Origin of the sequence: Acinetobacter sp. BD54 (genome assembly GCF_044778325.1) — a bacterium.
Classification (GTDB): Bacteria; Pseudomonadota; Gammaproteobacteria; order Pseudomonadales; family Moraxellaceae; genus Acinetobacter; species Acinetobacter baumannii.
In genome coordinates this window covers 454042-473583 of the sequence record NZ_JANJEP010000001.1, presented here as the reverse complement: position 1 = coordinate 473583, position 19542 = coordinate 454042, and the positions used below count along the sequence as shown (strand labels likewise).

Below are 19542 nucleotides of genomic sequence, written 5' to 3'. Positions count from 1 at the left end.
TTATTTAAATTATTAACCACATGATTTTTATTAAAAAAATAATTAAGTTTTTATTTAAAATATATTTATTGTTTATTTTTAATATATTTTGATTAATAATGAAATTAATATGTATCGAGGTTTATTTTATGAGCCTTAAAAATCTAGATATTAACTCCCGATTAATTAGAGAAATCGCAATTATTCTAATAATTAAAGTCGCGCTTCTCTTAACAATCAAACATATTTGGTTTGACGCTCCCACTATCCCCAAAAATTTTGACAATCAGGTCGCCGAGCATATTGCAGGCGATAACTCTTCCCACATTAAGGAGACACGTTGATGATTTCTGAAAGCGTGGTTGATCTTTCGCGGTTCCAATTTGCCATGACCGCAATGTATCACTTTCTTTTCGTACCTTTGACCCTAGGCCTTGCATTTATTCTGGCTATTATGGAAACCACTTACGTTATATCTGGTAAAGAGATTTACAAGGATATGACTAAGTTTTGGGGAAAACTATTTGGTATTAACTTTGCCTTAGGCGTAACTACAGGCTTAACCATGGAGTTCCAGTTCGGAACAAACTGGGCATATTACTCTCATTATGTAGGTGATATATTCGGTGCACCATTAGCAATTGAAGGCTTAATGGCATTCTTCCTTGAGTCTACATTTATCGGTCTATTCTTTTTTGGATGGGACCGCTTAAGTAAAGTTCAACATCTAGGAGTAACTTGGTTAGTTGCCCTAGGTTCTAACATGTCAGCGCTCTGGATTTTAGTTGCGAATGGCTGGATGCAAAACCCTGTAGGTGCAGCATTTAACTTTGAAACCATGCGTATGGAGCTTATTGATTTCGGTGCACTTATTTTCAACCCGGTTGCACAGGTTAAATTTGTACACACTGTTTCTGCCGGATATGTAACAGGTGCGATTTTCGTACTCGCCATTTCAAGCTACTATCTACTCAAAAAACGTGACCTTCCTTTCGCACGTCGTTCATTTGCAATTGCTGCCATTTTTGGGCTTGCTTCTACACTTTCAGTAATTTTACTCGGTGACGAGTCGGGTTATGAGTTAGGTGATGTTCAAAAAACTAAACTCGCTGCAATTGAAGCCGAATGGGATACTCATCCTGCTCCTGCTCCATTTACTTTGTTTGGTGTACCAAACCATGAAGAAATGCGAACAGATTATGCAGTTAAAATTCCATACGCATTAGGTCTCATCGCCACTCGTTCAACTACCAAAGAAGTCACTGGTTTGAAAGACTTAATGCAACAGCACGAAGTTCGTATTCGTAACGGTATGCTTGCTTATGCTGAGCTTGAAAAATTACGTGCTGGTGATCGCTCACCAGAGTTATTAGCTTCATTTGAGAAAAATCAAAAAGACTTAGGCTATGGTCTACTTCTTAAGAAATATGCTCCTAATGTAGTCGATGCAAGCGAGCAGCACATTCAAGCAGCGGTAAAAGATACTATTCCGAATGTTACAGCTCTGTTTTTCTCTTTCCGTGCAATGGTTGCCTCTGGCTTCTTAATGCTGCTTCTTTTCATTTTAGCAACTTGGGCAGTAGCGAAAAGAAATGCTGAGAATAAACCTTGGCTACTTAAATATGCATTATTTGCCTTACCACTTCCGTGGATTGCTGCACAAACCGGTTGGTATGTAGCAGAGGGCGGCCGTCAGCCGTGGTCTATTGGTGAAATTTTACCTACGCACTTATCAGCTTCAAGTTTAAGTACGGGCGATGTGTGGGGCTCAATTCTCGCTCTAGCAGCGTTCTATACCGTACTTTTGATTATTGAAATGTACTTAATGATTAAGTTTGCTCGCTTAGGCCCAAGCTCACTTCACACTGGTAAATACCATTTTGAAAAACAAGAGCCAAAAGCAGCTGTTAATGGGGAGGCTTTATCATGATTGAATATGAACTCCTAAAAATCATATGGTGGGTGTTAGTTGGAGTCCTACTCATTGGATTTGCCCTAACCGATGGTTTCGATATGGGCTCAATGGCACTCATGCCTTTTGTTGGTAAAACTGATAACGAACGCCGTGCTGCTATTAATACAATCGCACCCCACTGGGATGGTAATCAGGTCTGGTTTATCACTGCTGGTGGTGCACTATTTGCAGCTTGGCCAATGGTATACTCGGTCGCATTTTCCGGAATGTATTGGGCCTTATTACTTGTGCTATTTGCCCTGTTCTTACGTCCTGTAGGTTTTGACTATCGTTCTAAACTTGAAAATACCCAATGGCGCAACTCTTGGGACTGGGGACTTTGTATTGGTGGTGCCGTACCAGCGCTTGTTTTTGGTGTTGCCTTTGGTAATTTATTCTTAGGTATTCCTTTTAGTTTAGACAGTACATTACGCTCGGAATATTCAGGTAGCTTCTTTGCTCTTCTTAACCCATTTGCTTTAATTTGCGGTATTGTCAGCCTTTCTATGTTGTGTGCTCATGGCGGCGCTTGGCTTATGCTACGCACAGACGGTGCCTTGAAACAACGCTCTGCTAAAGCAACTCAAATTATGGCAGCCATATTTTTAGTTTGTTTCCTTGTAATTGGGGCATGGTTGTACTTCGGTCAAGTCCCTGGTTATAGCTATGCTGCTGCAGTTGATCCAAACGCAGCACTTAACCCTTTAGCCAAAGAAGTAGTCACAAACAATAACCCAGGCTGGATGAATAACTACAGCAGCTATCCGATTACAAAAGTAGCTCCTGTACTGGCAATTTTAGGGGCAATTATTGCCTTCTTTACAGCATCAAAAGTCAAAGCAGGTTTAAGTTTTGCTGGCACAAGCTTAATGATTGTAGGTGCGATTTTAACTGCGGGTTTTGCACTCTTCCCATTTTTATTGCCATCAAGTGTTAATCCAAACTCTAGCTTAACAATGTGGGATGCCGTATCAAGTCATCGTACTTTAGGGGTTATGACTGTTGCTGTATGCATATTCGTTCCGATCATTTTGATCTACACCAGTTGGTCGTATTACAAAATGTGGGGCGTTATTACTAACAAACATATCGAGTCAAACTCGCATAGCCTGTACTAATAAGGAGAAGCAAATGTGGTATTTCGCATGGATTCTTGGGATTTTGATGGCATGTTTCGCGGGTGTATTGAGCGCTCTTTATATCGAACATCATCAAAATTTAGATGAGGAATAAATCATGGCAACCGCAATGACAGCATCAAATCAACGAAAAGCTCAGGCATTTGCAATGGCCATTTCATTTCTGTTGGCATTGCCGCTTGCTGTAATTTTACTGGTGCATCCTTCCCTCATGTTAGATGCAAACGGACACTACAATCATAGCCAGCTTATGCTGGTGATGGTGGGTATTTCCGGAGGCTTCATTTATGGGGTGGGTTTTGTGCCGCACTTTTGGTTATGGAAATGGTTATTTAGTCCATGGATAGCTTGGCCTCTCATGCTTTTAGGCTATTACATCTGGTTTCTAACCTAAACAAAAAGGACCTCATTTGAGGTCCTTTTTCATTTCGATTAGTTTAATTGGTATAAGTGGTAATCCAACATTTGCGTCAAGCGGATATGGTTCATGGTTACCTGTTTTTATATATCCGCGTCTTTCATAATAAGCAATTAACTCTGAACGCACATTTAAAACATACATGATTGCACTGTCCAATTCAGGTACTTTGTGTAAAGCAAATTGTTCAGCGTACTCCAAAACAGAACGCCCTATTTTCATATTCTGAACATGCGGATCTGTATAAAATGTTCCTATCTCAACTGTATTGCTTTGAAATGTAAGACCAATACATGTAACAACTTTTGAAGAATCTATTTCTCCAATTAATAATACTGAATTAGGTAATTCTAATTGATGTTTCAATTGCTCTTTATTAATACGTTGCCCTTTTACATATTCAACTTCAGTAGTCCAGCTTCTACCTTGTTGTTCTCTATACGACTGATTAATCAACTCTACTAGTGTTGGGATGCCATTAAATTCTGCTAAACGGAAATTTAATTTGATCATAAATATACTTAGGCTATTTAAAATATTCTAAAAATAAAGCCGATATTAAATCGGCTTTATTTTGAATAGCAATTAATTCGACTGCTCAGCTAACCAAGCCATAAACTTTTGGCGCTCTGCTTTAGAAGATTTTTTCCAAATTTCTGCCAAACGCTGATCATTAGTTTGTGCTACACCAGTAGCAGGCATGGTTGTTGCAACAGGCGCAATAGCTTGAGTCGTGGTAGGTTTTGCAGCAGCATACACAGCGTCAGGTTGCTGTTTAGATGATTTAGTCGTGAAATCAGTAACCTTACCTAGCAATCCCGATGCAAACCACGGTCTTGCCTCATTATTGGCACCAGTTTGTTGAACAATTAACTCATTGTTTGAATTATATAAAGCCACTGTAGGTTGCTCAGCATATTTTTTGGCTTGTTCAAATTGTTTTGGAGCATCTACCATTGCAAGCTTATAAGTTTGACCATCTTTGAGCGCTGGAGTTTGAATAGTAACTACTCCTGACTTAACAATATCGTGTTCGCCACTTAAATGCTCAAAATATTCTTGATAACGTACACTTAGGCTTGCCTCACCAGCATCGACTTTATAATTATTTTTAGAAGAACGGAATAATCCAGAGTTGACTTCCTGACCATTCACCGCAAGGATTACGATTTCCTCTGGCGCTGTAATTGTAACTGCTGAAAATACTGAACCGCTGAGTAATAAACCCATCGCAGCGACACTTAATCTTAAAGTCATCTGTTCACGTCTCTGTAATATTTAATAGTTTGTAAAAACATGAGCAATATGCAATATGATTATGACGATTTTATGACAACCTCCTGTTTACAAAGCCGCCGCTCAAGCTTTTAAAATATTTTTTTGAATTCTAATAAACACCTATTTTATTGATCATTAATTTCTAACTAATTTTAAAAGTATAAAAAAAGAGTACCCTCTAGGTACTCTTTTCATCCACTCAATTTAGTTGAATGTTTTAAAACGATCTTCATCGCTAATAAATGCTTTTTCACCAGCTGGTGCTTCAACAGAACCAAATACAAGTTGAGCACGTAATTTCCAAGTTGCTGGAACATCAAATGCTTCAGCAGCATCAGCATCAACAATCGGGTTATAATGCTGTAATGATGCACCTAAACCAAGTTCTGAAAGCGCAGTCCAAGTCGCAAACTGAGCAATTGCACTTGAATGTTCAGACCAAACTGGGAAGTTATCTGCATATAATTCAAATTGCTCTTGCAAGCTTTTAACAACAGCTTGATCTTCATAAAATAGTACTGTACCAACACCAGCAACGAAGCTATCAATCTTTGCATTTGTACCGGCAAAGGCATCTGCAGGAACAATTTTACGTAATGCTTCACGAACTAAATTCCAAAATTTAGCATGTGATTCACCATAAAGAGTAACAACACGTGAAGATTGAGAGTTGAACGCTGATGGGCTATGTTTAACCGCTTCACGAATAGTTTCTTCAATTTTTGTGCGATCTAATGCAACATTTTTACCAATTGCATAAATAGTACGACGGTTTTTAATTTTATCTAAGAAAGTAGACATTTTTTATTTCCTACCTATTTAATTGACCATGGGCCGTTGTTTGGGAATGAATATAGTCTATGGAACTCATTTCTTATAATCAGCATTAAAAATATGACAGTTCGTTTTATTTTCGCAACAATAAAAAAAAGATATGGATATAAAAAAACCTCACTATTTTGTGAGGTTTTTCTTAAGTCTTGGCTAAAAATTATTTTTCAGTTTCAAATAGTGCTGCAACAAACGATTTCGCCGAGAATGGTCTTAAATCATCAATCTTTTCACCCACACCAATGAAACGAATTGGCACATGAGTACGACTAGCAATATTAAATAATACTCCGCCTTTTGCTGTACCATCCAACTTAGTAATAGTAATACCTGTTAAACCAACAGCCTGGTCAAATTCTTGTACTTGGTTGATTGCATTTTGTCCAGTACCCGCATCTACAACCAACATAATTTCATGAGGCGCTGTTGCATCAATTTTTTGCATAACACGCTTAACTTTCTTAAGCTCTTCCATCAAATTACTTTTGTTATGCAAACGGCCCGCAGTATCTGCAATCAGCACATCAATACCTTTAGCTCGCGCACTTTCAAAAGCATCAAAAATAACTGACGCACTATCGGCACCATGACCTTGAGCAACTACAGCAATATCGTTACGCTCACCCCAGATTTGCAATTGTTCAGTAGCAGCAGCACGGAATGTATCACCTGCCGCCAACATCACTTTTTTGCCTTCACCTTGTAAACGCTTCGCTAATTTACCAATTGTTGTCGTTTTTCCAACACCATTTACCCCAACCATTAAAATCACATAAGGTGATTTATTAGGGTCAATATGCAAAGGCTTCACACGTGGAGCAAGCAAAGCAACCAACTCTTCTTGCAAGGCTTTATAAAGTGAATGTGAATAGATCAAATCACCACGAGCAGTACGTTCAGTTAAGTTGGTAATAATCGTTTTTGTTGCATCAACACCAATATCTGCAACTAATAATTGCTCTTCGACTTCTTCAAGCAACTCATCATCAATTTCTTTCCCACCAATTAAGATATTAACCATACCATCGGTGAAATTACGACGAGTTTTGCTCAAGCCTTCTTTCATTCGTCCAAAGAAACCAGATTTTGGTTGCTCAGGTTCTGTAGACGGTGCAGCCTCGACAACTTCTTCAGCTTTTACTTCTTGCTTAACAGGTGACTCAACGATAGGAACATCGATAGCAGGTAAATTAGGCAATGTGACATCGTCATCCCCGATCTCAGCATCTATCAAGAATTTATTTTGCATATTCGATTGTTGTTGCATGCCGATTCCTTGAAAAGCAGCGTGTTAAAAAACGGAAAGTTTAGCATAAATTCAAATTTTTGCCTGCTTCAATAGCGTGCAAAACCTTTTTGAAATAAAGACAATACTTATTGAGTATCTTCTTGCGCTAATGCAGGATATTGCTTGATGTGATCATGTTCAAACTGATAAGCATGCATTAACTTTAAATACTCTGCTCTATGAATTTCTGATTGAGCCATAATCAACTCGGCCATATCTTGAGTTCTTGGATAAGTAGCCTGTCGAGAAAGTTGCACAATTCGTTGATACTGTTCTGAATTCACAGGACGTAGTAATGCCAAATAAGACAGCATAAAAATACAGCCAATGATAATAATCACAACCAGATTAAAACATTGATCTGCCTTTAACTCAGACTTTAATTTAAGAAAATTTTCTTTGAATGTGAGCATGACCTACCTCTAATGAATGTAGTGTAGGGTTCAATGCACTTCAGCACAAGGTCAAAATCCAGTAAGGCTATTATTCTTTAACCTTACTGGATGACAATTGCTAGCCCATTAAGGAACGAATTACAGAGAAGTATAAAATTGCAGCAATAATAACTAATACTAATAGCATAGCAAAAATACTTAAACCTTCTTCTGCATCTGCTGGGTGCAATTCATCTTCATCTGCAATTTTTCTAAGTTCACCATCATAAACTTGATAGAACCAAGCTTTTTGATTAGGGTCTAATTGACGAGCATAGTCGAAAACCCGTTTCCTTTGTGCTAAACAATAATCCCCTAAATGTATTTCTTGATGGAAAATTGCTTCGTCTAATAATTTACGATGGTAATGGGCAAGTTCTATGATTTGCTCCTCTTTAGGAGGATTATCAAAAACAAAGCCATCAATAGTATTTGTCATAGTTATTCTCCTTGTCTTTTATTCTCATATTGATTTTACTCAAAATTATTTGTGAATAATGTTTAATCATGTATCCTAATAGTGAACTAATTGATGCTTCTCAATAGTTGACAAATCCATTAATTTGTAATATTAGTTTAACAATTCTAAGTTAAATTAGTTCAAAGGCAGTGGCCTTTAGAAAAAGTAATCATAATTACAATAAGGAGTTTTATATGATTCAACGTATCTCTCATCATGATTTAGAACATGTATACGCAACTGCGGTTAACACAATTCAATCTCAAATGAATTTCCAAGATGCAGTTGCACAGTTAGAAGAAGTTGCTCGTGCTGGTCACGGTAAAGCTGCTTTGTTCTTAGCAGAACTATATTACCAAGGTTTCCGTGTTGAACGTGATTCCATGAAAGCACAATACTGGCAGAAACTAGCCACGATGCAAGCATAAAGAAACGTCACTTAGGTGGCGTTTTTTTTATACCTATAAAAAGTTCAATATAAATTAACCATAACTATATTTATCTTGCGCTTCGCCAAAGCTTTAGCCGCTTTGTCTTGCTCAGGTGGCGTTTTTTTATGTCTGTAAAAAATTCAATATAAATTAACCATAACTATGTTCATCTTGCGCTTCGCCAAAGCTTTAGCCGCTTTGTCTTGCTCAGGTGGCGTTTTTTTATACCTGTAAAAAGTTCAATACAAATTAACCATAACTTCGTTCATCTTGCGCTTTGCCAAAGCTTTAGCCGCTTTGTCTTGCTCAGGTGGCGTTTTTTTATACCTATACAAAACCAAAATTACCTATTTGCCTAAAGCTTTACTTCGCCACTTCAGTCGTGACTTAGAAAGTACCCCTTATCCAGCATTTATTTGTATAGATATTTCTACTCATCAATATTTGTTTACGATTTGACACCTGTTTAAACTGAAATGTCATGTGGTTCTCTTATAATAAGCAGGACAAGTTGAAAACCTTTAAATTTAAAATGAACAGTTTAAGTAATCTACAACCGGTTTCTAAAGACTTGATGATCAAGATTTATATTTTAAGAACCATGATGTACTGCGGGGTTCTGTGGGGACTATTTGATGAAGGCTGGGCCATTAAATCAGATCAGGAAGATTTTATTTTTCCGTTCTGGCTAAATGGAGTACAAGCACATCGATACGCCAAAACTCACTGGCCCAATTACAAGCCAAGAAAAATTACCCCAAAAGACTTCCATGAATCTTTATTACCTACTTTAACACGGTTAAAAGTCACTCCTGCTTTATTTAACTCATCTCATCGCAAGTTGAAGTTATCTACACAGCAAATGCATCATTTCTTTTTTAATCATCCCAAATGGCAGGTAGCTTAAAGTTTCTTTGAGCTACCCAAGATAGCGTGCTTTTTGAACGCTTAAGTATAAAACTTATATTTGAATGACTAGCAAGTCTTTGCATTTTTCAAAAATCGAGCTAATTTAAATCAAAATGATAAAACAACAGGACAGAAGAAATGACTATCGTTGCACAAGTAATTAAGAACAAATCTGAACAAGCCATTTTTACAATTTCACCCGAAGCAACTGTCCTCGAAGCAATTACGATTATGGCTGAAAAAGGTATTGGTGCTTTAGTCGTAGCAGAAGGTGAACAAGTTGTTGGAATATTATCTGAACGCGATTACACACGAAAAGTAACGCTTATGGAGCGCTCATCTTATAGCACTACAGTTGCTGAAATTATGACAGCAAAAGTGATTACGGTAGGTTTAAATAATACGGTTGAAGAATGTTTACAGCTCATGACCGATCGTCATTTACGTCACTTACCTGTATTAGATAATGGAAAATTGGTTGGTTTCATTTCAATTGGTGACTTGGTTAAAGCCGCAATGGAAGACCAGAAAGTTTTGATTGAACAATTAAAGCAATATATTTCAGGCTAAATACAAAAATAAAAATGGGCGATTAACGCCCATTTTTATTGTTTTTAAACTTAAAGATAATTCGTAATTAATGCGACTAAACGCTCTAGCAAAATATCAGCTTGAGCTTGTGTCATGTTAATTGGCGGTAATAAACGCACCACCGAACCTGCCGTAACGTTAATAATAAGTTTGTATTCATCACGAGCAATCGCAACGAGCTCAGCACAATCTTTAGGTAATTGGATACCAATCATCATACCGAAACCACGTACTTGCACATTCTTATCCGACAATTGGGCACGTAATTGGTCAACAATATAATTACCCACTACTGCTGCATTCTCTACTGCATTTTCCTTCTGGATCGTATCAATTACCGTGTAAACCACACGAGAACCCAATACTGTACCACCATAAGTAGAACCATGACTGCCAGGCCCTAACAAGCCTACTGCTTTACCTTGAGTCATTACAGCACCCACCGGAAAACCATTACCCAAACCTTTTGCTGTGGTCAAAACATCCGGAATAATATTCGTATGTTGATACGCAAAGTATTTACCAGTACGACCATTACCAGTTTGAATTTCATCTAGCATCATTAACCAGTTATGCTGGTTACAAATTTGGCGAACTTCTTCTAAATAGCTAAATCCTTGTGGTGCAGTATTAATACCACCTTCACCTTGAATTGGTTCAATTAAAATAGCAACGATATCTGGATGCTGTAAGGCAGCCTCTTGGATGGCTTCAATATCACCAAATGGCACTCGAATAAAACCTTCCACTAAAGGTGCAAAACCGTCTTGTACTTTCTTGTTACCAGTTGCTGACAGTGTCGCCAAAGTACGACCATGAAATGACTGCTCAGCAACAATAATCTTTGGCAAGCTTATACCTTGTTGAGTACCAAATTTACGAGCAATTTTAATTGCTCCTTCATTTGACTCGGCACCGCTGTTTGAAAAGAAAATTTCCTCCATACCTGAAACTTCAGCAAGCTTTTGAGCAGCCGCAGTTTGCCAAGGAATTTCAAATAAATTACTCGTATGCACAAGTGTAGCAGCTTGCTCTGCAATGGCTTCTGCAATAGCTGGATGAGCGTGCCCTAAACCACATACAGCAATACCAGTGAGTGCATCTAAATATTCTGTACCATCTTTTGTATAAAGATACGCCCCTCGGCCTCGAACAAAACTGATCGCTTGGCGACCATAAGTAGCCATTAAATGTGTTGGTTGATCAGGTTGTACTGGAGCTAGGGTAATATCAGTCATCACGAACTCTGTCTGTATGAGGTTTTAAGAAGGGTTTATATAAACAAAAACTTGCACTGATGAAAAGTCTCATCATTCATTTATCTAAAATTTCGTCTGCTTTTTGCTATCGCTTCGGTTTATACAATAAAATATTGAATATTCTGTGCAACTTTAAGCAACAAGGCGGTTTGCAAAGCGATGTGAACACCCCCTATAATGCTGCAAGATTAGTTGAGGATCTATTTATGACTGAACAAGCACGTGATACTGAAGCGTTAATTCGCGATCAAATTGCGAAGCATCCCGTTTTACTTTACATGAAAGGCACTCCACAGTTTCCACAATGTGGTTTCTCTGCACGTGCAGTAGAGGCGCTCAGTCAAATTGGTCGTCCATTTGCATATGTGAACATCTTAGAAAACCCTGATATTCGTGCAACTTTACCAAAAATTGCAAACTGGCCTACTTTCCCACAATTATGGGTAAACGGCGAGCTTATTGGTGGTAGCGATATCATGCTTGAAATGTTCCAAAATGGCGAATTAAAACCATTAATCGAACAATACAGCGCAGCTCCAGAAGCTTAAGTATAAAAAAGCCAATCGAAAGATTGGCTTTTTTATACTTATAAATTTAACAATCACTTATACCGACATAACGAAATAGTCCATCTACACCAAGATCTGCTTTTAAAATAGTTAAATTTTTATATGGTGTAGTCGTTATCGCATCAAAAATATTCATGTTCGGATCTTCATGTAACTCATCTACGTTTTGATTCATAACTTGTTCAAAACGGTCAGCAACAAATTCAAATCCTAAGTCCATTGCAATAAATACTGTATGTTCACAAGGTTGAACATATTGCTCTTGTGTCCAATCAATAACAGCAAGCTTACAAATCGGGCAAATAATATTAGCGGTTGCGTTCTCTAATTCAACTAACTGGTAAGACATATTATTTAAAAAATCGAGAAAAATATATTTTAGGAGAATTAGCCTATAAGCGCCATATTTGCTTATTAATTTAAGAAAATAAATTACAAAATAATTTCAATGTAATTACAATAAAATTTCAAATTATTTAATACTCTCTTTTAAGGTTTATTTATAAGCTTTTTACAAAAAATTAAAATCAAACTTTATCGTTGCAAAAGTAATAATGTAAAATCTTTAGTGTTGCATAAATAGGATATTTTAATGCTCACAGATCTTGATGATTTTTATTGTTTTGCCCTTGTTGTTGAGCATGGTGGATTTAGTGCCGCCGAACGTGTTACGGATATTCCAAAATCAAAATTAAGTCGTCGTGTTTATAACTTAGAGGAAAATTTAGGGGTTCGCTTAATTCAGCGCAGTTCTCGTCATTTTGCAGTTACCGATATTGGTATGGATATTTATAGACACGCCCAAGTCATGATGAATGCCGCACAAGCAGCTCATGATTTGGTTGATCACTTAAGTATTCAACCAAGAGGTGTAGTCAAAGTAAGCGTTCCTGTAGATATAGCACAAAACCAGCTACCCAAAATTTTGCCAGCATTTTTAAAAAAATATCCTGAAATTCGTTTACAACTTATTGTAAGTAATCGACGCGTTGATGTAATTAATGAAGGGATTGATATTGCTCTACGGGTCAGATCTAAACTAGATGATGACCCTAGTTTGGTATTAAGACAGTTTGCGCTAATAGAACAAAGTCTCTTTGCAAGCCAAGCTTATTTAAATGAGTTTGGTAATATTAAGTCACCTGATGAATTAAGTGATCATCGTATTTTAAGCTTGTCTGAAGAGCATTTAGATCAACAATTTATATTGCATGGCCCAGACAACCAACTGAAGAAAGTGAAAGTTAGTCCAACCATCATGGGAACAAATATTTATATGCTTGCCCAACTTGCAAGTCAAAATTGTGGTATTGCCTTGTTACCTGACACAGCAGCTGAGGATTTTGTAAAATCAGGTCAGCTTGTGCAAATCTTGCCAGATTGGAAAGCAGCCCACGGTATATTCCATGCTGTTTATCCGTCACGAAGAGGCTTACTGCCAGCTGTACGTGTATTTATTGATTATTTAGTGGAACATCTTTCAGAACATCCATAAATCAAAGCCGCATAAAAAAGTTCGATAGATTATCGAACTTTTTATGCATATTAAATTTCTGGATAATTTCCCACACCTTCGGGCCACGGCGTTAATAATTCAAACCCTGTATCTGTAACAGCAACCATATGTTCCCATTGAGCAGATAACGAATGATCTTGGGTAATTACGGTCCAGCCGTCATTTAACTCTTTTACCTGAGGTTTGCCTGCATTAACCATAGGTTCAATTGTAAAGACCATCCCTTTTTTCAAAACAAGACCTTGGCCGCGTTGTCCATAATGCAGAATATTAGGTTGTTCATGATAAACTTTACCAATGCCATGCCCGCAATATTCACGAACAATGCTATATCCTTCGCGATGAGCGACCGATTGAATAGCGTAACCAATATCCCCTAAAGTCGCCCCTGGTTTAACTGCATGTATACCTGCGACCATTGCTTCATAAGTAGTTTCAACTAATTTTTTAGCATGTGGATTTACGTTACCGACATAATACATACGGCTCGTATCACCAAAATAGCCGTCTTTAATAATTGCTACATCAATATTAATAATATCGCCATCTTTTAAAATTTTATTTTGAGAAGGGATACCGTGACATACCACTTCATTGACTGAAGTACATATTGTTTTTGTGAATCCATGATAACCCACATTAGCCGGTATAACTTTTAAAGTATTTACGATGTAATCATTACAAATATTGTCTAAATATTCAGTTGTTACACCTGGCTTGACATACTCCCCTATCATTTCTAAAACTTGTGCAGCCAAACGCCCAGAAACTCTTAATTTTTCTAGATCTTGTTCAGTTTTAATTGTAACAGTAGAAGCTCTCATTCAATTTTATCCTCGTAGGCACTGCTTTTACCACGCCTACAAAAATGTTAGTTAATTTAGAATATTTTAGAATGGATATAGGATAGGCGGAAAGCTTTTAATGTCCAAATATTCAACATTCATAATAGAAATTTATATTTTCATTTTTACACAATTTCTTTAAAAAGTCAGACCTAAAAAATGTTTTCTTTATTTCTTTCAATGAGTTTTCAAGTAGATAACTTAACCAGTTGATATTTTTAATATCTCTGGATGATTGATACGGCCTAAAAAAAAGCTTTTTCACATAAAATAGCGCTTGATCATGATCTCTTTTGCTCTAAAATTCTTTCTTTTTTGTTAAATTTAATTTATGCAACAGCTTCGTACCGGAGATATTATTGCCTTAGGTTTTATGACCTTTGCCCTCTTTATTGGGGCTGGTAATATTATCTTTCCTCCCATTGTCGCTCAACAAGCTGGTGATCATGTATGGCTAGCTGCCATAGGTTTTTTGATTACTGCCGTTGGCTTACCTGTAATTACCATTATGGCCCTCTCTCGTATGCAGGGTTCCATCGAAATTATTAGTTCACCGCTAGGTCGTATCGCAAGTCTGATCTTAACTGTAGTTTGTTATCTATCAGTTGGCCCTTTATTTGCTACACCACGCACCGCAACAGTTTCTTATGAAATTGGTTTCTCATCTTATTTTGGAACGTCTAGCAGTAGCCTTTTAATTTACAGTGCAATTTACTTCGCATTTGTAACTGTCGTTTCTTTATATCCGAACAAGCTTTTAGACACAGTTGGACATGTTCTAGCTCCTCTGAAAATTATCGCTTTAGCAATTTTAGGTATTGCAGCGGTTATGATTCCTGCGGGTTATGTTCCTGCTCCAATTAATCATTACGTTAACTCTCCTGTTTCAGAAGGTTTCGTAAATGGTTATCTCACCATGGATACTTTAGGTGCCCTAGTATTTGGTATCGTCATTATTCAAGCGATCTATTCGCGTGGTGTTACTGATAACAAACTAGTGACCAAGTATGCAATTATTGCCAGCCTTATTTCTGGTGTAGGACTCACTTTAGTTTACTTAAGCTTGTTTAAATTAGGTTTGGGTAGCCATGAAGTCGCTCCTAATGCAGCAAATGGTGCTGTAATCCTACATGCATATGTTCAACATGCTTTTGGGAATATGGGTTCACTCTTCTTAACAGGTCTCATTTTCTTAGCATGTATGGTTACTGCAATTGGTTTAACTTGTGCATGTGCTGAATATTTCGCTCAACTTACTAAGTTGCCATATAAGCTTTTAGTTTTCATCTTAGTTGGTTTTTCTTTCATTATTTCCAACCTTGGATTGACTAAGCTAATTGCCGTATCAGTACCAGTTTTAAGTGCAATTTATCCACCTGCAATTGTAGTTATTATGCTCAGTTTCTTCTGGAAATTTTGGCATAAACCATCTTTTATTGTCGGTTCAGTAACAAGCATTGCTTTAATTTTCGGAATTATTGACGGGCTTAAGGTTGCGGGCTTTGGTGATTACCTTCCTAATTTCCTTCAACACTTACCGTTAAATGAACAAAACTTGGCATGGTTGATCCCATCTTTAGTTGTTCTTGTAGTGACTACTCTTATCGACAAAGTTAAACATAAAAGCATTTAATCTGATGTTTTTTTGAAATCGAGTTTTACCCAAACATGATTTTATATATCGAATAAAATGCTGCGTTTACCCAACCAGCATTTTATTTCTAACATCAGCATTTAGTGACAATTCAACTATAGATATAATTAATTTTTACTGTAATATTACACTAAAATAATTTTTAGCTTACTCAGGAAAGAAGAGCATAAATGAAAAGTAAATATTATTTAACATTAGCAGATGCTGAGTTTTTAATGGAAGAAGCTCAGAAATATGCAATTGAACACAACTTTAAAGTTAGTATAGCCATTGTTGATGAAACAAGCTCTTTATTACTTATGAAACGTCTAGATGGCGCTTCTCCTCTCACCACACATCTTTGCTTAGAAAAAGCTAAATGCTCATCAATGAGCGGTCGTCCTTCAAAATTTTACGAAGAGCTTCTTCAAAATGGTCGTCTTGGTTTCTTAAGTATGCCAAGTGCTAAAGGTATGCTAGAAGGCGGAAAAGCGATTATTTATGAAGGCCAGATTTTAGGCGCGATTGGTGTTTCAGGTGTTCAATCTTTTGAAGATGCTGAAATTGCTCAACACGCTATTGATGTTTTTTTAAAAAAACAAAGTAGCTAAAGCAAATTTAAAGAACAGAGAAATTATTACACTTTTCATTTAAATAATTTCTCTTTTCTAAAAAAGTAATTATTTTATACAAAAATGTTTAATATTTACTTTTTTAATACCTTAACCATTTATAAACATAGAAGTTTTTATAAAACTGTTCAAAAAATTTTCTATTGACTATTGAATTAAGCTAAAAATACAAGTACAACATTAAACTTATTCTTGACTAAAACATTCGGTTTTAGCGCAACCACAAGGAGGGATGGAGATGTTATCATTACATTTCAACAAACAAGTCTTCATTAACACTCTGAACAGCAAAGATTCAGTTGTTTATGGAGTAACGACGCTTGCTCTTATGCTGACTTTACTGTTTCAAGGTATGATTAAAGGGAATCTGAAACCCGAATACTTTATGTATGCCATGGTTGTTTCTTTTGTATTTTGTGTATGGGCCTTTGTCGACCACAAAATGCGAAAATTAGCTAAAAGACGACTTAGTCAACAGAAATAAGAATTCTAAAAATGGATGAGCGATCATCCATTTTTATTTGCTTAAAAACAATAAAATTGTCCCCATCACTAAAATAGCAGTTGCTAATAGCTCAGTAATAATTAAAGCGAACATCATAAACGTCATCAACCATGTAGGTAAACTGAAATGCCCTAACCTATGAGGTTGTTTAAACTGATTGGTCGTATCCTGCAAAAATCCGTGGATGATATAAACTAAAATTGAGAAACTAAAAAACAGTATATTTGCCAATACACACCATAAAGCAATATCTTCATTTAAAATCGTGAAATAGCTCAATACAGCCAGAATAAGTGTGGCTGCTGCATAAAGCAAACTGCTTCTATGTGCAATATCTACATAATAATGTGCGCGGCTTAATTTGGAACGGCGAATTTGCCAATATTTCCATACTCCAGTTAACATTCCTATCCATAAAAAGACGCCACTAAAGACAATAGCCAGCTGTACAGCTTTTGATAAATCCATAATTTCCATTATTCGTTTTATTAAAATTTGATGAGCTATATAACATAAATCTTGACTTTATAGTCACAATTTAATCAAGTTCCTTTTCAGAACTCATGTATATTAAGATAAACAATTAGCCAATTAACTTTAAATCTATGGATAAGACTTTTGAATCTTTTTGGATTACCTGTAAAGATGGTTATCAGCTTGCAGCTCAATTTTATCCTGCTCAAGAAAAGAAAGCTGAATACCCTATCTTGATTTGTCCAGCAACAGGTATAACTAAAAACTTTTATCACTCTTTCGCAACATGGTTAAGCCAACAAGGCTATAATGTATTGAGTTTTGACTTCCGTGGTATTGGCGAGTCCCTACATGGAGCTTTAAAACAAAGTACCGCAAGTATTACCGACTGGGGAACACTAGATATTCCTGCTGCAATTGATGCTTTATTAATAAAAACAAAAGCAAATCAAGTTATTCTTATTGGACATAGTGCTGGCGGACAACTACTAGGAGTCGTACCTAACTATAATAAAGTCGCAAAAGTGATAACGGTTGCAGGTTCAACTGGACATATTAAAGGCCTTAAAGGAAAAACCAAGGTTTTAGCGCCAGTTATGTTTAATCTTATCTTCCCTATTTCTAGTTTTGTTAAAGGTTATGGAGCAACTCAATTCATTGGTATGGGAGAAAACCTACCTAAAAAAGTTGCTCAACAATGGCGAGAGTTTTGTAGCCGTCCCGGATATGTAAAAAATGCCATAGGCAAGACAATTTTTCATGATTTTCATTCAGATATTCAATGTCCAATTACTGCTATTTGGGCTGATGATGATGAGATTGCAACCAAACGTAACGTACAAGAATTATTAAGTTTATATCCAAATGCAAATAAAAAAATGATTGAGCTTAGCCCAAAAGATTTAGGCTATAAATCAATTGGCCATATGCTGTTATTTAAAAAATCACATCAAAAACTCTGGTCTATTTTAGAACAAGAAATTAAATATTAATCACTGCTTTTATTTTCGCCTCTAAGTCAGTAATCCGGCTTAGAGGTTTTTTTGTATTAAAAACGAGCAGCTTTTTACTTAAATGCGTCGATATACCGTTAAAGTTCTGCTAAGGTAATTCATCTGAAGCTGTTGTCAAAAAACAGGTATATTTACTTGTTTAATGCAAACAGCTTCTTTTTTTCTGTTTTAGCTAAAGCCAAAGAAATTGTTCAAGGATAATTATGCTAGCACTAGAGCCTCAACATATTCATATGAATCAACATGCTGTTGATAAAACACATGCATTAAAGTGTCTAGTAGATATATTAGAAAAAGATGGGTTAGTTACGCCTGAATATATAACGGGACTCATCAATCGTGAACAACAAAGCGCGACTTATTTAGGCCAAGGCATTGCCATTCCTCACGGTACTCCTCAATCACGTGAATATATTTTAAAAACAGGGATTCGCTTAGCCCATTTCCCCGAAGGTGTGATCTGGGATGGAGAAAATAAAATTTATTTAGCTGTAGTGATTGCAGCAAAATCTGATGAACATTTGCAAGTTTTGCAAATTCTTACTCGTGCATTAATGCATGACGTCAGTGAACAAGTAAAGAATGCTTCTAAACCTGAGCAGATTATCGAATTACTACAAGCTCAGCCATTATCTTTAGCGCTTCATGAAAATCTTATTCAAACCGAAATCGACGCACAAGATATCGAAGATTTATTTTGGGCAGCTTCTCAAACACTCAAAAAACATAATTTTGTAAAATGTGGTTTTCTAAGTTCACTTGATCCAGAACAAGCCATTCAACTGCAAGATCAAATCTGGTCCATTTCTAGCAATCACTTTGTTCAGCAACCAGCTATTAGCATTACTAAACCATCACAGGCTTTAGAGCTAAATGGTAAAAAGCTGAACACCCTCGTTTGTATAGCAGCCAATGACCAACTCGATAATGAAAGATTTAATCGTTTAATTGATATTTTATTTAACCCTGAGCAAGTTGCCGAGCTAGATAAAACTCAAACTCCAAACGAAATTGCAAAAATTATTGGAGCTGACGTTGTTCCTGACTGGCCTCAACGTTCAGTAGTACTGGCAAATGCACACGGTTTACATGCCCGACCAGCTACACACCTTGTCAATCTTACAAAAACCTTTCAAGGCGATATCCAAGTTGCAGTAGACGATGGTAGCTTTGTTTCTGCCAAAAGTTTAACTCGTCTTTTAGCATTAGGTTGTAAGCGTGGCCAAACTCTACGTTTTATCGCTGAGCCAGAAACCGATGCCGTAGAGGCTTTAGATCAAGTTATTTTGGCAGTGCAGCAAGGCTTAGGTGAAGAAGTTGAAGCGCTACCTGTAACCAGTGAAATACCTGACCAGCTCCCTGCCCAAACGGCAATATCAAATGC

24 protein-coding genes and 1 pseudogene are annotated in these 19542 nt (G+C 36.7%); 15 read left to right on the top strand and 10 right to left on the bottom strand.

The genetic code is table 11. From position 1 onward, the window contains the following. Window positions 1–128: 128 nt before the first annotated feature. Genes cydP through NQ782_RS02320 form a run of 5 tightly spaced genes read left to right on the top strand, consistent with a single transcriptional unit; the run spans window position 129 to window position 3466 of the window. On the top strand, window positions 129–323 hold the full coding sequence (gene cydP / locus NQ782_RS02340) for a cytochrome oxidase putative small subunit CydP (RefSeq protein WP_000053889.1): 195 nt from the start codon (window positions 129–131) through the stop codon (window positions 321–323). After that, complete coding sequence (locus NQ782_RS02335; RefSeq protein WP_004746958.1) at window positions 323–1909, top strand: cytochrome ubiquinol oxidase subunit I; 1587 nt, start codon at window positions 323–325, stop codon at window positions 1907–1909. The genes cydP and NQ782_RS02335 overlap by 1 nt, the downstream gene beginning before the upstream one ends. Continuing rightward, window positions 1906–3051 (top strand): cytochrome d ubiquinol oxidase subunit II, encoded by a 1146-nt coding sequence (cydB, locus tag NQ782_RS02330; RefSeq protein ID WP_057092879.1) that lies wholly within the window; start codon window positions 1906–1908, stop codon window positions 3049–3051. The genes NQ782_RS02335 and cydB overlap by 4 nt, the downstream gene beginning before the upstream one ends. A 13-nt stretch (window positions 3052–3064) precedes the next feature. Beyond that, window positions 3065–3166, top strand: coding sequence for a cytochrome bd-I oxidase subunit CydX (cydX, locus tag NQ782_RS02325; protein WP_000270276.1), 102 nt, complete (start codon window positions 3065–3067; stop codon window positions 3164–3166). Then, window positions 3167–3466: a cyd operon YbgE family protein gene (locus NQ782_RS02320; RefSeq protein ID WP_085916945.1), complete on the top strand. Its 300-nt coding sequence runs from the start codon at window positions 3167–3169 to the stop codon at window positions 3464–3466. Window positions 3467–3478: 12 nt separating this feature from the next. Here the strand turns inward: NQ782_RS02320 and NQ782_RS02315 are convergent, their stop codons facing one another. From NQ782_RS02315 to NQ782_RS02290, 6 genes are all read right to left on the bottom strand, one after another. Further along, on the bottom strand, window positions 3479–4003 hold the full coding sequence (locus NQ782_RS02315) for a GNAT family N-acetyltransferase (RefSeq protein WP_267581173.1): 525 nt from the start codon (window positions 4001–4003) through the stop codon (window positions 3479–3481). A gap of 72 nt (window positions 4004–4075) precedes the next feature. Further along, the gene (locus tag NQ782_RS02310; RefSeq protein ID WP_057092884.1) at window positions 4076–4747 is read right to left on the bottom strand and encodes a DUF2057 family protein; all 672 of its coding nucleotides are present in this window, start codon (window positions 4745–4747) and stop codon (window positions 4076–4078) included. Window positions 4748–4972: 225 nt separating this feature from the next. Further along, entirely contained in the window at window positions 4973–5569 is a 597-nt protein-coding gene (locus tag NQ782_RS02305) for a nitroreductase family protein (protein WP_000102943.1), read from the bottom strand. A 190-nt stretch (window positions 5570–5759) separates the two neighbouring features. After that, window positions 5760–6866: a signal recognition particle-docking protein FtsY gene (gene ftsY, locus NQ782_RS02300; RefSeq protein ID WP_001187342.1), complete on the bottom strand. Its 1107-nt coding sequence runs from the start codon at window positions 6864–6866 to the stop codon at window positions 5760–5762. A 107-nt stretch (window positions 6867–6973) separates the two neighbouring features. Continuing rightward, window positions 6974–7300 carry a hypothetical protein gene (locus tag NQ782_RS02295; protein WP_000955082.1) on the bottom strand — a complete coding sequence of 109 codons (327 nt, stop codon included), beginning with the start codon at window positions 7298–7300 and terminating at the stop codon, window positions 6974–6976. Between the two features lie 100 nt (window positions 7301–7400). Beyond that, complete coding sequence (locus NQ782_RS02290) at window positions 7401–7760, bottom strand: hypothetical protein (protein ID WP_000185571.1); 360 nt, start codon at window positions 7758–7760, stop codon at window positions 7401–7403. A 215-nt stretch (window positions 7761–7975) separates the two neighbouring features. Between NQ782_RS02290 and NQ782_RS02285 the strand changes: the two genes are divergently transcribed. The 3 genes from NQ782_RS02285 to NQ782_RS02275 all read left to right on the top strand — a co-directional run bounded on the left by NQ782_RS02285 (window position 7976) and on the right by NQ782_RS02275 (window position 9691). Beyond that, complete coding sequence (locus NQ782_RS02285) at window positions 7976–8209, top strand: hypothetical protein (RefSeq protein ID WP_000616034.1); 234 nt, start codon at window positions 7976–7978, stop codon at window positions 8207–8209. A gap of 535 nt (window positions 8210–8744) precedes the next feature. Further along, entirely contained in the window at window positions 8745–9119 is a 375-nt protein-coding gene (locus NQ782_RS02280; RefSeq protein ID WP_001087274.1) for a DUF2750 domain-containing protein, read from the top strand. Window positions 9120–9259: 140 nt separating this feature from the next. Next, window positions 9260–9691 carry a CBS domain-containing protein gene (locus NQ782_RS02275; protein WP_000156920.1) on the top strand — a complete coding sequence of 144 codons (432 nt, stop codon included), beginning with the start codon at window positions 9260–9262 and terminating at the stop codon, window positions 9689–9691. A 50-nt stretch (window positions 9692–9741) separates the two neighbouring features. On the opposite strand, the gene NQ782_RS02270 is transcribed toward NQ782_RS02275, so the two are convergent. Then, window positions 9742–10950, bottom strand: coding sequence for an aspartate aminotransferase family protein (locus tag NQ782_RS02270; RefSeq protein ID WP_057094337.1), 1209 nt, complete (start codon window positions 10948–10950; stop codon window positions 9742–9744). Window positions 10951–11177: 227 nt separating this feature from the next. Here NQ782_RS02270 and grxD point away from each other — a divergent pair, with 227 nt between their 5' ends. Further along, window positions 11178–11519 carry a Grx4 family monothiol glutaredoxin gene (grxD, locus tag NQ782_RS02265; protein ID WP_000138830.1) on the top strand — a complete coding sequence of 114 codons (342 nt, stop codon included), beginning with the start codon at window positions 11178–11180 and terminating at the stop codon, window positions 11517–11519. Window positions 11520–11565: 46 nt separating this feature from the next. On the opposite strand, the gene NQ782_RS02260 is transcribed toward grxD, so the two are convergent. Further along, window positions 11566–11889 (bottom strand): hypothetical protein, encoded by a 324-nt coding sequence (locus tag NQ782_RS02260; RefSeq protein WP_000121850.1) that lies wholly within the window; start codon window positions 11887–11889, stop codon window positions 11566–11568. Window positions 11890–12132: 243 nt separating this feature from the next. Here NQ782_RS02260 and NQ782_RS02255 point away from each other — a divergent pair, with 243 nt between their 5' ends. Then, window positions 12133–13035, top strand: coding sequence for a LysR family transcriptional regulator (locus NQ782_RS02255; protein ID WP_000954523.1), 903 nt, complete (start codon window positions 12133–12135; stop codon window positions 13033–13035). A gap of 50 nt (window positions 13036–13085) precedes the next feature. Here NQ782_RS02255 and map read toward each other — a convergent pair whose 3' ends face one another. Next, window positions 13086–13880, bottom strand: a complete 795-nt coding sequence (gene map / locus NQ782_RS02250; protein WP_001202776.1) for a type I methionyl aminopeptidase — start codon at window positions 13878–13880, stop codon at window positions 13086–13088. A gap of 352 nt (window positions 13881–14232) precedes the next feature. Here map and brnQ point away from each other — a divergent pair, with 352 nt between their 5' ends. The 3 genes from brnQ (at window position 14233) to NQ782_RS02235 (ending at window position 16650) form a co-directional block, all read left to right on the top strand. After that, window positions 14233–15534: a branched-chain amino acid transport system II carrier protein gene (brnQ, locus tag NQ782_RS02245; RefSeq protein ID WP_001186685.1), complete on the top strand. Its 1302-nt coding sequence runs from the start codon at window positions 14233–14235 to the stop codon at window positions 15532–15534. Window positions 15535–15725: 191 nt separating this feature from the next. Continuing rightward, window positions 15726–16145, top strand: coding sequence for a heme-binding protein (locus NQ782_RS02240; protein WP_000838063.1), 420 nt, complete (start codon window positions 15726–15728; stop codon window positions 16143–16145). A gap of 259 nt (window positions 16146–16404) precedes the next feature. Then, a complete protein-coding gene (locus NQ782_RS02235; protein WP_000949688.1) occupies window positions 16405–16650 on the top strand; it encodes a hypothetical protein in 246 nt (81 codons plus the stop codon). 33 nt (window positions 16651–16683) lie between these two features. Here the strand turns inward: NQ782_RS02235 and NQ782_RS02230 are convergent, their stop codons facing one another. Beyond that, window positions 16684–17139, bottom strand: coding sequence for a hypothetical protein (locus NQ782_RS02230; protein WP_000365978.1), 456 nt, complete (start codon window positions 17137–17139; stop codon window positions 16684–16686). Between the two features lie 137 nt (window positions 17140–17276). On the opposite strand from NQ782_RS02230, the gene NQ782_RS02225 reads away from it, so the two are divergent. Together NQ782_RS02225 and fruB are read left to right on the top strand one after the other, a co-directional pair. Next, window positions 17277–18137 (top strand): alpha/beta fold hydrolase, encoded by an 861-nt coding sequence (locus tag NQ782_RS02225; protein ID WP_057093013.1) that lies wholly within the window; start codon window positions 17277–17279, stop codon window positions 18135–18137. 224 nt (window positions 18138–18361) lie between these two features. Beyond that, window positions 18362–19484, top strand: a pseudogene (gene fruB, locus NQ782_RS02220) (fused PTS fructose transporter subunit IIA/HPr protein); the annotation flags it as partial. Window positions 19485–19542: the final 58 nt, after the last annotated feature.

Bases quoted from the DNA above. Each gene is read 5' to 3' on its own strand.
- cydP (WP_000053889.1), top strand. From the start codon at position 129: ATGAGCCTTAAAAATCTAGATATTAACTCCCGATTAATTAGAGAAATC.
- NQ782_RS02335 (WP_004746958.1), top strand. From the start codon at position 323: ATGATTTCTGAAAGCGTGGTTGATCTTTCGCGGTTCCAATTTGCCATG.
- cydB (WP_057092879.1), top strand. From the start codon at position 1,906: ATGATTGAATATGAACTCCTAAAAATCATATGGTGGGTGTTAGTTGGA.
- cydX (WP_000270276.1), top strand. From the start codon at position 3,065: ATGTGGTATTTCGCATGGATTCTTGGGATTTTGATGGCATGTTTCGCG.
- NQ782_RS02315 (WP_267581173.1), bottom strand. From the start codon at position 4,003: ATGATCAAATTAAATTTCCGTTTAGCAGAATTTAATGGCATCCCAACA.
- NQ782_RS02310 (WP_057092884.1), bottom strand. From the start codon at position 4,747: ATGACTTTAAGATTAAGTGTCGCTGCGATGGGTTTATTACTCAGCGGT.
- NQ782_RS02305 (WP_000102943.1), bottom strand. From the start codon at position 5,569: ATGTCTACTTTCTTAGATAAAATTAAAAACCGTCGTACTATTTATGCA.
- ftsY (WP_001187342.1), bottom strand. From the start codon at position 6,866: ATGCAACAACAATCGAATATGCAAAATAAATTCTTGATAGATGCTGAG.
- NQ782_RS02295 (WP_000955082.1), bottom strand. From the start codon at position 7,300: ATGCTCACATTCAAAGAAAATTTTCTTAAATTAAAGTCTGAGTTAAAG.
- NQ782_RS02290 (WP_000185571.1), bottom strand. From the start codon at position 7,760: ATGACAAATACTATTGATGGCTTTGTTTTTGATAATCCTCCTAAAGAG.
- NQ782_RS02285 (WP_000616034.1), top strand. From the start codon at position 7,976: ATGATTCAACGTATCTCTCATCATGATTTAGAACATGTATACGCAACT.
- NQ782_RS02280 (WP_001087274.1), top strand. From the start codon at position 8,745: ATGAACAGTTTAAGTAATCTACAACCGGTTTCTAAAGACTTGATGATC.
- NQ782_RS02275 (WP_000156920.1), top strand. From the start codon at position 9,260: ATGACTATCGTTGCACAAGTAATTAAGAACAAATCTGAACAAGCCATT.
- NQ782_RS02270 (WP_057094337.1), bottom strand. From the start codon at position 10,950: ATGACTGATATTACCCTAGCTCCAGTACAACCTGATCAACCAACACAT.
- grxD (WP_000138830.1), top strand. From the start codon at position 11,178: ATGACTGAACAAGCACGTGATACTGAAGCGTTAATTCGCGATCAAATT.
- NQ782_RS02260 (WP_000121850.1), bottom strand. From the start codon at position 11,889: ATGTCTTACCAGTTAGTTGAATTAGAGAACGCAACCGCTAATATTATT.
- NQ782_RS02255 (WP_000954523.1), top strand. From the start codon at position 12,133: ATGCTCACAGATCTTGATGATTTTTATTGTTTTGCCCTTGTTGTTGAG.
- map (WP_001202776.1), bottom strand. From the start codon at position 13,880: ATGAGAGCTTCTACTGTTACAATTAAAACTGAACAAGATCTAGAAAAA.
- brnQ (WP_001186685.1), top strand. From the start codon at position 14,233: ATGCAACAGCTTCGTACCGGAGATATTATTGCCTTAGGTTTTATGACC.
- NQ782_RS02240 (WP_000838063.1), top strand. From the start codon at position 15,726: ATGAAAAGTAAATATTATTTAACATTAGCAGATGCTGAGTTTTTAATG.
- NQ782_RS02235 (WP_000949688.1), top strand. From the start codon at position 16,405: ATGTTATCATTACATTTCAACAAACAAGTCTTCATTAACACTCTGAAC.
- NQ782_RS02230 (WP_000365978.1), bottom strand. From the start codon at position 17,139: ATGGATTTATCAAAAGCTGTACAGCTGGCTATTGTCTTTAGTGGCGTC.
- NQ782_RS02225 (WP_057093013.1), top strand. From the start codon at position 17,277: ATGGATAAGACTTTTGAATCTTTTTGGATTACCTGTAAAGATGGTTAT.